Origin of the sequence: Staphylococcus delphini (genome assembly GCF_900636325.1) — a bacterium.
Taxonomy (GTDB): domain Bacteria; phylum Bacillota; class Bacilli; order Staphylococcales; family Staphylococcaceae; genus Staphylococcus; species Staphylococcus delphini.
On the sequence record NZ_LR134263.1, the window covers coordinates 1699800 to 1713692 of the forward strand.

At 33.7% G+C, this 13893-nt stretch carries 11 protein-coding genes and 1 pseudogene; 2 read left to right on the forward strand and 10 right to left on the reverse strand.

What is annotated here, in order from left to right:
- Positions 1-1014: 1014 nt before the first annotated feature.
- The 5 genes from EL101_RS08080 to EL101_RS08105 all read right to left on the reverse strand — a co-directional run bounded on the left by EL101_RS08080 (position 1015) and on the right by EL101_RS08105 (position 6212).
- Positions 1015-1866, reverse strand: coding sequence for a DNA adenine methylase (locus EL101_RS08080; protein WP_096598673.1), 852 nt, complete (start codon positions 1864-1866; stop codon positions 1015-1017).
- Positions 1867-1923: 57 nt separating this feature from the next.
- A complete protein-coding gene (locus EL101_RS08085; protein ID WP_096598675.1) occupies positions 1924-3504 on the reverse strand; it encodes an AAA family ATPase in 1581 nt (526 codons plus the stop codon).
- 561 nt (positions 3505-4065) lie between these two features.
- On the reverse strand, positions 4066-4449 hold the full coding sequence (locus EL101_RS08095; RefSeq protein ID WP_085238467.1) for a hypothetical protein: 384 nt from the start codon (positions 4447-4449) through the stop codon (positions 4066-4068).
- Between the two features lie 527 nt (positions 4450-4976).
- Positions 4977-5186 carry a helix-turn-helix domain-containing protein gene (locus EL101_RS13515; protein WP_096598679.1) on the reverse strand — a complete coding sequence of 70 codons (210 nt, stop codon included), beginning with the start codon at positions 5184-5186 and terminating at the stop codon, positions 4977-4979.
- Positions 5187-5645: 459 nt separating this feature from the next.
- Complete coding sequence (locus EL101_RS08105) at positions 5646-6212, reverse strand: PBECR4 domain-containing protein (protein WP_096598681.1); 567 nt, start codon at positions 6210-6212, stop codon at positions 5646-5648.
- A gap of 501 nt (positions 6213-6713) precedes the next feature.
- On the opposite strand from EL101_RS08105, the gene EL101_RS08110 reads away from it, so the two are divergent.
- Complete coding sequence (locus tag EL101_RS08110) at positions 6714-6953, forward strand: tyrosine-type recombinase/integrase (RefSeq protein WP_240622770.1); 240 nt, start codon at positions 6714-6716, stop codon at positions 6951-6953.
- A 95-nt stretch (positions 6954-7048) separates the two neighbouring features.
- Here EL101_RS08110 and glnA read toward each other — a convergent pair whose 3' ends face one another.
- From glnA to hflX, 4 genes are all read right to left on the reverse strand, one after another.
- The gene (glnA, locus tag EL101_RS08115) at positions 7049-8389 is read right to left on the reverse strand and encodes a type I glutamate--ammonia ligase (protein ID WP_096598683.1); all 1341 of its coding nucleotides are present in this window, start codon (positions 8387-8389) and stop codon (positions 7049-7051) included.
- A gap of 23 nt (positions 8390-8412) precedes the next feature.
- The gene (locus tag EL101_RS08120) at positions 8413-8781 is read right to left on the reverse strand and encodes a MerR family transcriptional regulator (RefSeq protein WP_019165420.1); all 369 of its coding nucleotides are present in this window, start codon (positions 8779-8781) and stop codon (positions 8413-8415) included.
- 175 nt (positions 8782-8956) lie between these two features.
- Positions 8957-10204 (reverse strand): methionine gamma-lyase family protein, encoded by a 1248-nt coding sequence (locus tag EL101_RS08125; protein ID WP_096598685.1) that lies wholly within the window; start codon positions 10202-10204, stop codon positions 8957-8959.
- 17 nt (positions 10205-10221) lie between these two features.
- Positions 10222-11454, reverse strand: a complete 1233-nt coding sequence (hflX, locus tag EL101_RS08130) for a GTPase HflX (protein ID WP_096598687.1) — start codon at positions 11452-11454, stop codon at positions 10222-10224.
- Between the two features lie 105 nt (positions 11455-11559).
- Here hflX and EL101_RS08135 point away from each other — a divergent pair, with 105 nt between their 5' ends.
- Positions 11560-12033, forward strand: coding sequence for a glutathione peroxidase (locus EL101_RS08135; protein WP_096598689.1), 474 nt, complete (start codon positions 11560-11562; stop codon positions 12031-12033).
- A 711-nt stretch (positions 12034-12744) separates the two neighbouring features.
- Here EL101_RS08135 and EL101_RS08140 read toward each other — a convergent pair.
- Positions 12745-13892: pseudogene (locus EL101_RS08140) on the reverse strand (IS3 family transposase).
- Position 13893: the final 1 nt, after the last annotated feature.

The following is a 13893-nucleotide window of genomic DNA, read 5'->3' on the forward strand; positions in this document are numbered from 1 at the left end:
GAGGAGCAAAAAGGGAGCAAAACCCGAACATTGAATGATTAAACCACTATTTTGCTCCCCATTTATTGCCCAAAACACCATTTCCTAGCCTATTGGGCAACTTTAACCCCCCCAAAAAAACCTCAAAGCCCGTAGCTTCAAGGGTTCCACGTATTAATACTGCTTCATATACTGCTCGACTTCCCATTCAGACACTTGCGTGCGGTGACTCTGTTTAGGATATATAACCAGTTTTTTACGTGTTAAAAGCTAGTAAAATCAATGTTTTAACACATACAAACATATTGAAAATGATTTTTCTGCACCCAAAAAAAAAATTGTATAAAAGTGGGTGCAGAAATTAGGTTGAGCCCACGTCCCGCCTATTGCAGGCGGGGTTTTTTATTATTCATTTTCTCGTTCGAGTTGTTTTTGGTATTCGTATAGACGTATTACAGTTTTAAACTTTGATTCTAACAATTTAGTTTTACCGTTTTTTATATCTTGAATTGTTTGGTATGGTAGCTTTGTTTCTTTAGAAATCTTATAGCTTGTTTGATTCTCAAGAAGTTGTTTAACTTTTGTTAATATTTCTTTTTCCATATTTAAAAATGAACCGAGTCGATATTTAATTACTTAACATATACACGATGCCTATAACACACAACAAAATCACTACTATATTAAAACCGATTGCAAAAATATCTTTCTGTCTATTTGTCATATTTATCACCTCATTATATAATGAAGTCGTGGGGGAATTAACCCCCGACTAACATTTTAATTAGTGCGATAAGGCCTGTAAGGATAACCATTACATTTCTCACAATTTCTCTAATGTCCTTGCAACGCCTTATCTTTTTGTCTTTGAGAGTTTCCTCTCTTTCGACCCGATTCATTTTTTCACCCCTTTCCTATTTTCTATATTCATTATATCACGCAATTCGTGATAACACACCCCTTTTCTCTATCTTTTTTTAATTTTTAGCATAAAAAATACTACATCGACTTAATGTGGTTAAATTTTTGCGAGCTTTATATAATCACTATATTTATTTTTTTTAAGTTTTTAGAAAAAATGATTTTCTCCACCCCTTTTCGAGGATTGTGTACAGAGTAATTAATGTAATAATTTTCTGACTCATATTCTGAATACAGATCTTCTAATAATTCATCTATATCATATGTTAATATCCAATCTTTCATATCTAAGTACTTTTTTATAGATTTAGCTAAATTTACGTGATCATCTTTATTATAGAAGTTTGTATACAACTGGTATCCTTTATTAATATATGGTGGATCAATAAACACAAAGCAACCTTTAGCTTTACTTAAATCAACCTTTATAAAGTCCTCGGCATCTTTATTGCAAATTAGTATGCGATTTCTATATTTCGAAATCTCTTTAATTCTTTGAATAAGGTTCTCTTTATTGAAACGACAATCCATTAAATAAGTACCATTTTGTGCTTTGCCACCAATAACCCCCGCTTTAATAATACCTGATCTATTGGTACGATTTAAAAAGAACGTTGAAAAGCCTAAACTAATAATATTTTCCTCAACTTTTAAATCTAAAGAATGTTTTGATTCTTGAATTTTTTTCATTTTATACCAGTTTTCTATGTTCACTTCAGTCTTCTCAATTAATTCAATGAATTTTTCTGTATAGTTAATTGCAGACTCCCAGAAACAGTAAATTGATTTATCATAGTCGTTCAAAAGAATCTTATCTACTTTATTGTTTAGGAGTAATTTTACACCCACTCCAGCTCCTCCAGCATACGGCTCAGCATAACTTGTACAATTATTTTCTTTTATTAAATATTCTACTAATTTATATGTTTTAGATTTACCACCTGGATATCTAAGTGGAGTCGTCATATTATCACCTCATAACTATAGAATTAGCATATGCTAATTCTAGAAATATGGCCACCATTAATTAATGTATATATTACTCTTTACATAGTTTATAGCCATTAAAAAATCGTTATTAAATTTTTCAATTTCCTTTTTTTGTTTATTTTTTAATATTGTAAAAACGTTGCAACCTCTAGTGTTTAATAATCTTTTGATTTCGTCATCTTTGTAAAACTCTTTAAAATATTCTCTAACGCGTTTGTTTTCTTTACAATGTTCACGTAACACATATTTCCCATTATCATACTCCAAATTATGTCTTATAGCATTTACGGTCTCATTAGCAGCAAAATTAGTCTTATTGAATTTCAAATCGTTCTCCCAATACTGTGATTCAGCAGGCTCATCTTCAAAAAATTTATATACAATTTGATCTGGCGGTAAACTAAATGGGAGTTTAATTACATTTTCATAATTAAATTTTTTGTCTCCATCTAATACAATAATCGAATTCTTTTTAAATTCAGTAACATTTGCTTTAATTAATGAGATGTATTGTTCGGCTCCAAGTGTAACTTTAGATTCGATATTAATTTGGCTTTTAATATCCCTATTTAATATTCTTTTCAACATATCTTTTGCTTCTATATCTTCACAATACACATTAATTTTTCTATCATTATTTGCTTTGTTTACTGTTGTTTTAAATTCCAAGTCATTAACAATATCACCAAAACTTTCAAAGTTCATGTTTTCGGTTTTACCTCTTGTATTTGTCAAATAATTAACGGCGATATCATTTGAGGTACGAGAATTCTTTTCAGTTTTTTGCTTTAATTCATAAATGTAATTTAGCATAGTTGGTGAATGAGTTGTAAATATAATTTGCAGGCTATATTTTCCCGCTAAATTTAGTAATAAATCTAATAATTTTAATTGAGATTTAGGAAATAATGTAGCATCTAATTCATCTATTAAAACTATCCCACCATTATAAGCTTTATAATTTTCTTTAAGCTTTTTAAAGGACAATAAAGTTATTAGTATTTGACCAACATTGTCTTCACCTGAAGATGCAGATTTTATATCTTTTTCAGGTATATTTGTAGATATATTTTCACTTTTTTCTATTTTTGGTATTACACTATTTGTCCATTCTATCAATAATTTTTTATCTTCCCCATCCAGTTCCAGTTTTTTTTCTTCATCTTCTTTTCTATAAACCATTGGAGTTAATCTTCTTAAGTCTAAATAAGATGATGGCCAAGTAAAATTACGATCTTCATTACCTCTTAATACGAACCGTATATGATTATTATCCCTCTTAGTTGTACTTAATGTGTATAATTTACTTTTTCCTTCTAAAAAAATATTAATCTTATATTTTTTATCGGGTGTATCATATTTTTCGGATATCTTAAGGTGATTTTTAAATTCGCTTTCGAAATCTTCGTTGAACAATGTTTTATAATTAATGTCATTTCTGTCATTTACATTTCTAAAACTTAAAAACTGAGAAACTAAACCTAAGAGACTACTTTTCCCAGTACCATTTCTTCCAGAAATAACAGTTAACTTTCTTCCAAAATTAACGTATACATCTTCTAATTCTCTAAATTTTTCAATATGTAACTTATTTATTATTATTTTTTCATCCATTTCCCCTTAACCTCTTTCAATGTGTAGTAATGTAATTATACAATAAATTTAGAACAACATGAATAGTGGATATAAAAAACGCAATCAACATCGGGGAAAGACGTTGATTGCTACTACACACATTCATTATATAACATCAATAAAGGTAACTCTAATAATTTTATTTATATTTAAGTCACGTTATTAACTGTAAAAATAGGCCAATCATTAAAATTTGGGCTATAAAAATTAATCAGAAAATAGAAATAACCACCCATTAACTAGCCATGAGTGGTTGAAAATTTCGTTATATAATTAACTTTATAATAAGAACTGTCAAGTCTGAAAGACATTCGTTTAAAAATAGCAACCTCTTAAAGTTTATTCTTTCTTCGCTTTGTAGTTTTTAACGGTAAAAATATATAAATTAAAAACATGAGCAAAGCAACATAGACAAGGGAATAAATAATTATCATGATAAAATCGTCAGGCATAGGAACTAAATAATTCAAAGTACAGAATAGTAGTAGTGATAAAATACCAACTTTTAAAGAAAATTTAAACCTATCCATAAAATCACCCTTACTGATAACCCCATTTTATTGGTGTTAAAACATACACACCATCCGAATTCTTTTTAGATTTGAATTTTATATAAATCCCTTTACTAGTATCAACATTAGATGCTGCTATACTACCAAAGAAACCTCCAGCTGCAGCCCCAGGTATACCACCAGTTAACGCAGCAATCACACTAATTCCAGCAGCACCTAATGCAGCTATCGTTTTAGTGTATGCAGATGAAAGGTACAATGTCGCTGAATCTTCCCCAGTTACAATATATTGAGTTTTACCTGCTCTTAATTTGTCTTCAGCTTTATACTTTTTTATTTCTTCTTTTGTGAATATATCTTCTAATTTATAACCTTGCTTCTCAAGCTCGTCAAACAAATCTTGATTGCTCAAATATTTAGTTTTTAATTGAGAGTTATCCGCTTTTTCTTCAGCGTTAGCAATAACGGAACCAGATGAAAATGCAATAGGAGTAACAAATAACAAACTAGACAATAATAATAAAGATGTTTTTTTAGAATACTTCTTCATATTAAAATCTCCTTTTTATAAAATTATTCCTTTTTCAACTTTCTAATTTGTAGTATAACATAATATTGTTTTATTTCAATTGATTTATTAATATTAAAGATGGAAACCATAGCTGTATGTGTTATATTGTGTAATTATGCTAAAATCGTTATTATCATACAAAAAACAGGGCAGTCGCAATGACCGCCCTTTTAATTATGTCGTGGATATACATATTATACCCATACTTTATTTAATTGTTCTCCAAAGCCAGCATTTAGCAAAATCAATGTTTTAACACATGCTAACATATTGAAAGGTATTTCCCTGCACCCAAAAACAAAATTGTACAAAAGTGGGTGCAGAAATTAGGTTAAGCCCCCGCCACACCTATTGCAGGCGGGGTGGTTTTATTTATTCTCTTGCTCCAGTTGTTTTTGATAATTGTATAATTTTTCGGCGTTTTTGAGTGTTAAATTATCAATAGCTCTTTCACCTCGACGCATCGCATTAATATTGCCGTAACTTACTCCTGTATCTTTGTTCACTTGGTAACTTGAAATATTTCTGTTATTTATTAGTTTTTCAATTGTTTTATATAAATCTTTGTAACTATTCATATAATGGGAATGAAGCGCTTTTTATCTTAAAAAAATATAATCAATATAACTAAAATTAAAATACCTACAGATAATGCAAAAGAAATTTTCTGTTTTGTTTCTCTTTTCATTATTACCACTCCTTTATATAATGAGAGGTAAGGAGCCCCGTATCGGGGTCTTACCTCAGAACACCTTGTAGATGAATGATAAGAGTAACAGGATAAAGGTGGTGATCCTTATTTTGAAATCAACATCTTCGCAGTGTTCTTTTTTTGTTGTTTAATTCTTTGTGTTCGCTTCATTCCCTCACCTCCTGATTATGTTATAGCTCATATGAACTATAATATCAACCCTTTTCACTAACTTATTTTAAAATTTTCCGCATAAAAAATACCACACCGGTTAGGGTGTGGTGGGTGAATAGGTAAGTATCATAATAACTACTATAAAAATTTTTCAAATTTAGATTAAAGTTAGTTAATGATACTTTTTCTCTATACTAGTTATGTAGCTTTTCGCCATAAAATTATAAGAACTATTTTTTCTTAAAATATACATTGTTGCTGGATAATAATATTTATCCTTAAGATTTTTTCTTAACCCTAAAAACATAGCATTATTACTATTGTTTTCTATGAAAGCTATATCAATCTTTTGAGGATTTATAGAATTTTCTGGGATTATTACACATAATTTTATATCTTTATCTATAAAACATTTATGTAAGAAATTATAATTGATTAAACGATCCTTTATTTTTGAATATTCATGATGCCTTTTAATAGAATTTTTTGTTATTTTACCTTCAGCTATTCTTCCGACAATCTTTTTAGCATTTATTTTTTCTTTCTGAGTATAATGTAACCCTAACAAATGTGGCAAATTATTCGTATGGAATGATAACTTGAATTTCTGTACATTTTTATGCTTTACTTTTACTTCAAAATAGCCGTCACAAAAATTATTAATGTAATCGTTTAAGATGTTTTGCAAGTCAACATCATTTTCGCTATTTATTTTTAAATATGATTGATTTGCAAACAACTAAAACACCCCTTAAAAATATCCCTACTTACCTAAAGTGAGTAGGGATTATGTATGTGAGTGGAGGCAAGAAGGTGTCTCTTGCGGGACCAACAGTCAGATATAAGGCCTCTGCCGGGCTATACAATCCACTCCTAATTGTATATAGTTTTTTACTACTAAGAACTAACTTGACGATAAAGAATTTTAGTTAGCAAGAAAGAGCATGATGGATATCCCTTTCTTCATAAATAACTATAATATCTTTTTGTTTCATATGCAACAGTTAGGGTTAAAAATTTTTTTACCCTTTATAAATATTTTTAGTACTTGTAAACTTTTGTTAGTTTTGATTGAGCATCTGAGTTAAAAATACCCCCACATCAGAGCGTATCTGCCTAAAAAGGAGTGGAGGCGTTGTCACCAAAATTATAGCACAAAAAAACAGGGCAGTCGCAATGACCGCCCTTAAATATAATATAGTATGAACTTTTTAACGTATTATTTAACTTCTATACTATGATGCATGTGACCGGCAAATTATTAGGAAAAGAAAATAACCTGAGTATTCACAAATTAAGACATACGCATGCGACGCTGTTGTTAGAAAGTGATGTCCCAATGAAAGTTATTCAAGAACGACTCGGACATAAAACGATGGCAGTTACTGAACAAGTTTACAGTCACGTGACTGAAAAAATGAATCATAAAGCAAAAGAAAACTTTGAAAAATTCATAAATGATAGCCATATTTTCGGATAGCTCTGCACCCATTTTGCACCCAAATCATATAAAAAGTGAAAACTGGGTGCAAAGACAAAAACCCTCAAAGCCCGTAGCTTCAAGGGTTCCACGTATTAATACTGCTTCATATACTGCTCGACTTCCCATTCAGACACTTGCGTGCGGTAGTAGTCCCATTCGATAGATTTTGAGTTGATGAACTGGTTATAGATGTGTTCACCTAATGCGTCTTTTACGATTGGGTTTTCACGCATTGCTTTTAATGCTGTGTAAAGTGTTGATGGTAAGTCTTCAATACCTACCGCTTCACGTTCTTCACGGTTCATTTCATAGATGTTTTGGTTAACGGGTTCTGGCACTTCTAATTTGTTTTTAATACCGTCAAGACCTGCTTGTAAGATTGTTGCTAATGCCATGTATGGGTTTGCTGCTGGGTCGACTGAACGGATTTCTACACGTGTAGATAAGCCACGAGAGCTTGGTACACGTACTAATGGTGAACGGTTTTTACCACTCCAAGCGATATAACTTGGTGCTTCATAACCTGGTACTAAACGTTTGTATGAGTTCACAAGTGGGTTACATACTGCTGTGTAACCACGTGCATGTTTCATGATACCTGCGATGAAGTGGTATGCATCTTCAGTTAATTGCATGTCGCTTTTTTCATCGTAGAAGGCATTTTCTTTACCTTTGAATAATGAAACGTTAAAGTGCATTCCGCTTCCGTTCACACCGAATAATGGTTTTGGCATAAATGTTGCATGTAAGTTATGTTTACGCGCAATTGTTTTTACGACTAATTTGAAAGTCTGAATGTTGTCACATGCTGTAATCGCGTCTGCATATTTAAAGTCAATTTCGTGTTGACCTGGTGCTACTTCGTGGTGAGAAGCTTCGATATCAAAGCCCATATCTTCTAATTCTAACACGATGTCACGACGACAGTTTTCACCTAAATCTGTTGGCGCTAAGTCGAAGTATCCACCATGATCGTTTAATTCCATTGTTGGTTCGCCTTTTTCATCTAACTTAAATAAGAAAAATTCTGGTTCAGGTCCTAAGTTGAAATCTGTATAGCCTAATGATTCCATTTCTTTTAAGACACGTTTCAAGTTACTACGTGGGTCACCTGAGAATGGTTCGTGATCTGTTGTATAAATGTCACAAATTAAGCGTGCCACTTTGCCTTGTCCAGCTGTCCATGGGAAAATCACCCAAGTGTCAAGGTCTGGATATAAGTACATGTCTGATTCTTCGATGCGGACGAATCCTTCAATTGAAGAACCGTCAAACATCATTTCGTTGTCTAAAACTTTTTCTAATTGGCTTACTGGGACTTCCACGTTTTTAATTGTTCCTAAAATATCAGTGAATTGTAAACGTAAATAGCGTACATTTTCTTCTTTGGCAAAGCGTCTAATATCATCTTTAGTAAAGTGTTGTTTTGGCATTGAAAAATGTCCTCCAGTATCAGTTATTTAAAAAAGCGCGATAAATCCCCACGATTCAATGGTATCGAATCACGTTGTGGTTTTTGTGTCGTATCTACGAGTATTTGCTTTCTTAACCGCTCTTCTTCATCATTGAGAGTTTTTTGGCTATCCTCTAACATGATTTGTTTGATAGCTTTCATATTAAATCCTTTTTCTAATAAATGTTTAATTGAAAGTAACGTTTCTAAATCATTCAAAGAAAAAAGCCGTTTGTTCCCCTCTGTGCGCGAAGGTGTTACAAGTTCATGTGTTTCGTAATAACGAATTTGTCGCGCGGACAATTCCGTTAAACGACTGACAACACTCATCGGAAATACAGGCATGTTGCGGCGAATTGTATCCTTATCCATTTCCTACATCTCCTTGACTTTTTGAACTTGATATAACCATAGCATACCCGAATGGACATTTCAAAAATATGTCAGAAAACCTGACATGAGTGCTCCAAAGCCCGAAATCACAACATTTCTGACAATTCAGATCTCGATTTTGACGTGTTCATCATAACAAAAGTGTAAAATTTACCTAATTTAATACAATCAGACCGTCTTTAATTAATTTTTCAACGGCACGTGTAACAGCAATTTTTACATGTTCGTACGTTAAGCCACCTTGAACGTATGCTTCATATGGCGGGCGAATCGGTCCATCAGCAGATAATTCAATTGAAGCGCCTTGTATAAAGGTCCCCGCTGCCATAATGACATCATCTTCGTAACCTGGCATATAGCTTGGTTCTGGACTAAAATGGGCATTAATCGGTGATGCATGTTGTATACTTTGGCAAAATTGAATCATTTGTTCTTTCGTATCAAATGAGACGGTTTGAATTAAATCTGTTCGCTTCACATCATAGCGTGGCGATGTGCGCATGTTCAGTCGTTCCAACAATAAACTTGTAAATAATGCCCCTTTTAAACTTTGACTCACGACATGGGGACTTAAGAAAAAGCCTTGGTACATCTCTTGTAATGCATACAGTGAGGCACCCGCTTCTTTACCGATACCCGGAGCAGTTAAACGATAGCCACAACGTTCGACTAGATCGCGACGTCCGACGATATAGCCTCCTATTTTTGCTAGACCGCCGCCAGGATTTTTAATGAGTGACCCAGCCATTAAATCTGTGCCGACTTCAATTGGTTCTTTCGTCTCGACAAATTCACCGTAACAGTTATCCACAAATACAATGATTTCAGGATACTGCGCTTTAATCTGTTGAATGGCGTCACCGATTTCATCAACATTAATCGACGGACGCTGATCGTACCCTTTTGAACGTTGAATCGCAATCACTTTCGTAGTGTCATCAATGGTCGCTAAAACCCGTTCCACATCAATATGACCTGATTTTAATGGGACTTCCTGATAATGAATGCCGTATTCTTTTAAACTTTCCACACCGTTACCATTGATACCAATCACTTCTAATAACGTATCGTATGGGCTCCCTGTAATGTACATCAAACTGTCACCCGGTTTAAGCGTACTTTGTAAAGCGACAGTAATGGCATGTGTCCCTGAAATGAGCTGTGGACGTACGAGCGCATCTTCAGCTTTAAACGTCTCGGCATACACCGCTTCTAAATGGTCGCGGCCGTAATCGTCATAGCCATATCCTGTAGACCCGACAAGATCTGCTTCCGTTATTTTGACTTTATGAAAAGCATCTAAGACACGCGCTTGATTTTCATATGCACGTGCCTCAATGTCTTTGAAATAAGGGGCTAAAGTTGTTTCGACTTCTTCAATAAGTTGGGTTAATTGTGTCATGATTCCGCTTCTTTCTATTATTTTTGATAACCTTCAATGTGATATTGGTCAGTTGCTTCATCGTAATCTAATTTTGTCACTAACGTATGTTGTTTGAGATGATACAATTGATCCGCGGCTGAGCTTGGCAATTGTACTGCATAAAAGTCAAATTGTTTTTGAATCGCTTGAAAGAGTAAGTTTTTCACTTTCGCAATATCTGCTTCATTTTTGGATGAGACAAATACAGATGGATGCTGTGCGACAGGTGTGGTTGTACCTGTAAATAAGTCTTTTTTGTTAAAGATGACGACTTGGGGGATATCTTGCATTTCAAGCTCTTGTACGATTTCATTCACTGTATCGTACTGAATTTTATATTCTGCATGACTCGCATCAACGACATGAATGAGCAAATCTGCTTGTCGCGCTTCTTCTAATGTCGACTTAAATGCTTCAATCAACGTCGTCGGCAACTTTTGAATAAAACCAACTGTATCTGAAATGACCATCTCAAATCCATCGTTAATTTTAAGTTGACGTGACTTCGGATCGAGCGTCGCAAAAAGCAAATCTTGTTCATACGTATCAGCTGCTGTTAACGTATTAAACCATGATGATTTCCCTGCGTTTGTGTAGCCGATGAGCGCGACTTGAAACACGCGATTTTGTTCGCGCTGGTTACGATAACGCTCGCGATGGGCTTCCACTTCTGCTAATTTACGTTTAATTTCATTCATCCGTGTTCGAATATGACGACGATCTGTTTCGAGTTTTGTTTCACCTGGACCACGCGTTCCGATGCCCCCACCGAGACGGGATAAGCTTTTACCATGCCCTGTTAAACGCGGTAGCAAATAGTCTAGTTGGGCATATTCGACTTGGAGCTTCCCTTCTTTACTTTTCGCTCTTAACGCAAAAATTTCAAGAATGAGTTGTGTTCGATCAATGACTTTCACACCGAGTCGTGCATTTAAATTTTTTGACTGTGCTGTCGTCAACTCGTCATTTGCTACGACCACATCAATGTCATGAAATTCAATGAAATCTTGAATCTCTGTTAACTTACCACTGCCGACATAATATTTATGATCCACTTGATTTTTCTGCTGTGTCCATTGCCCTTGAACATCTATATCACACGTATAAGCTAACGCATTTAATTCATTCATCGTACTTTCAAAATCAAAATGCGACTGATACAAATCAACACCGATCAGTACCGCCGTTTCTTTCACCTTTTCAGTAGAGTGAAGTTCCGTTTTCCGCATATTATCACCGTTTTCTATTTGACATATCATCACGTATTCTATCATAGTGTGTGAATTAAGACTATACGTGCTGATTATGCTATAGTAGATTTAGAGGTGAAGACGATGCATTTATATGATATAGAAGTCCCAAAAATTGATGGTTCTACATATCCACTCTCACAATATAAAGGTGATGTCTTACTCATTGTGAATACAGCAAGTGAATGTGGATTAACACCACAATTTGAAGGATTACAAAAACTTTATGACACTTATCGCGACAAAGGATTTACGATTTTAGGTTTTCCAAGTAATCAGTTCGGCAAGCAAGAACCTGGTAGTGGTAAAGAAGCAGCGACGAATTGCCAATTGAACTATGGCGTGACATTTCCGATGCATGAAAAAATCGAAGTGAACGGCGACAATGCCCATCCACTTTATAACTATCTTAAATCGCAAAAGTCTGGCATCTTCGGCGACAAAATTAAATGGAATTTCACTAAATTTTTAGTCGATCGTGATGGCCAAGTCGTTAAACGCTTTTCACCACAAAAAACTCCAGAAAATTTGAAGCAAGATATCGAAAAATTATTATAGATAGCAGAAAACATCACACTTTCACGTTATGTACGTTGAAAGCAGTGATGTTTTTTGTTTAGTCGATTATTAAATTATTCATTTTTTAATATCTTTTATAAAACCCAATAAAGAAAAACGATTAAAAGCCTTTAACATGAAAATCAGATACAATATCGGAATAAAATAAACTGAGTTCCATAAGCTTATAGTAGGAGGATTTATTGTTACCTTATATGAAACTAATGTAATTATTAGCGTAGTTAGAATAATGAAACTATTAATAAACATCGGATGTCTATAATACCACTTAGAACCTGCCTGATTACTATATATATTTTTACCAGATAGTTTAGCAATCGAATTTAAAAGTAAAAATAACATTAACAGTATTCCAAGGAACCCAATACATGCGATTAACAGTGAATCAACCAAATTAAATGAATTGTCTTTATATATGGAGGTGAATGCTTGAATGCCACCAAAAGTTGTCATCAATATCGCAGCAAAAATACCCAAAATAGAAATATATTGAGAAACTATCTCATTTTGTTTTTGATTAATTTCATTGTATCTTGAAAGGCTTTCTTCTGCTTTAATCTTAATTGTATTAAGCTGTATGGATCTATGTCAAGAATACGGACACAGAAAAAAGAGAATTCTACCGCGCTTCGCTTGCTAGCCTAGCCCATCATGTACTTTTAAAAATCAAAAAGTACATTCTGAGCTAGGTTATTTTGTTGCGTATTTCTTCTCAAATTCAATGGGACTCATATAATTTAACGTTGAATGCACTCTTTTGGAATTATAAAAAGTAAGGATATACTCCACAATGCTAAACATCGCTTCATTCCTGGTTTTATAGTTCTGATGATGTATCAATTCCTTTTTGATGATACTATGAAAAGATTCTATACATGCGTTGTCGTAACAGTTTCCTTTACGACTCATGCTGCTCTGAATCCCTTTTTCACGTAGTAAATTTTGATATTCTATTGAGGCATATTGACTTCCTCGATCTGAGTGATGGATTAATCCCTCTTTAGGTTCTTGAATTGTATACGCTTTGTTTAAAGCTGACATCACAAGTTCTTTTGTCATACGAGCTGCCATCGCCCAGCCAATGATTCTACGAGAAAACAAGTCCATGACTGTAGCTAAATAGAGCCATCCTTCTTTTGTGTATACATACGTGATGTCAGCCACCCAAACACTGCCAAGTTGTGATACTTTAAACTGTTGATTCAATAAATTAGGGTAGACAGGAAGATGATGCTTTGAATGGGTCGTTGCCTTGTATTTCTTTTTTGTGATAGACCTTATACCGAGCTCCTTCATCAATCTACTGACAGTTCTTTGGGTTACAGTATGGCCATGACTCCTCAGTATTTGTGTGATTTTGGGGCTTCCGTATCGCTTTTGACTCTTAATATAAATTTGATAAATATGCTTCTTCAAACCATCACGTTTTACTATACGCGCACTTGGCTTGCGATTTTTCCAATCATAATAACCACTTTTCGAAACACCAAGGACTTGGCACATCTTCACAACACGAAATTCATGTCGGTGTTCATAAATAAACCTGTATATTACTTCTGGTCTTTGGCAAAGATGTGCATAGCCTTTTTTAAGATTTTATTCTCTTCTTCTAAATCTCTTAATCGCTTTTCTAAATCTGCTTCTGCTTGTTTATTTGACGTACGTTTACCGCTACCGACAAAACCTTTTTCACCGTCTTTACGGTATATACTCAGCCATCTTGTTAACGTTTGAATAGAAATATCTAGATCTCTAGAAACTTCTGAGGCACGTCTCCCTGATTCGACTAATTGAATTGCTTCCATTTTAAAGCTATGATCGTATTTTCTTCTCGCCATC

Excerpts from the sequence above, each read along its gene's own strand:
- EL101_RS08085 (WP_096598675.1), bottom strand. The coding sequence starts at position 3,504 with ATGGATGAAAAAATAATAATAAATAAGTTACATATTGAAAAATTTAGA.
- hflX (WP_096598687.1), bottom strand. The coding sequence starts at position 11,454 with ATGCGGAAAACGGAACTTCACTCTACTGAAAAGGTGAAAGAAACGGCG.
- EL101_RS08135 (WP_096598689.1), top strand. The coding sequence starts at position 11,560 with ATGCATTTATATGATATAGAAGTCCCAAAAATTGATGGTTCTACATAT.
- EL101_RS08120 (WP_019165420.1), bottom strand. The coding sequence starts at position 8,781 with ATGGATAAGGATACAATTCGCCGCAACATGCCTGTATTTCCGATGAGT.
- EL101_RS08080 (WP_096598673.1), bottom strand. The coding sequence starts at position 1,866 with ATGACGACTCCACTTAGATATCCAGGTGGTAAATCTAAAACATATAAA.
- EL101_RS13515 (WP_096598679.1), bottom strand. The coding sequence starts at position 5,186 with ATGAATAGTTACAAAGATTTATATAAAACAATTGAAAAACTAATAAAT.
- EL101_RS08110 (WP_240622770.1), top strand. The coding sequence starts at position 6,714 with ATGCATGTGACCGGCAAATTATTAGGAAAAGAAAATAACCTGAGTATT.
- EL101_RS08125 (WP_096598685.1), bottom strand. The coding sequence starts at position 10,204 with ATGACACAATTAACCCAACTTATTGAAGAAGTCGAAACAACTTTAGCC.
- glnA (WP_096598683.1), bottom strand. The coding sequence starts at position 8,389 with ATGCCAAAACAACACTTTACTAAAGATGATATTAGACGCTTTGCCAAA.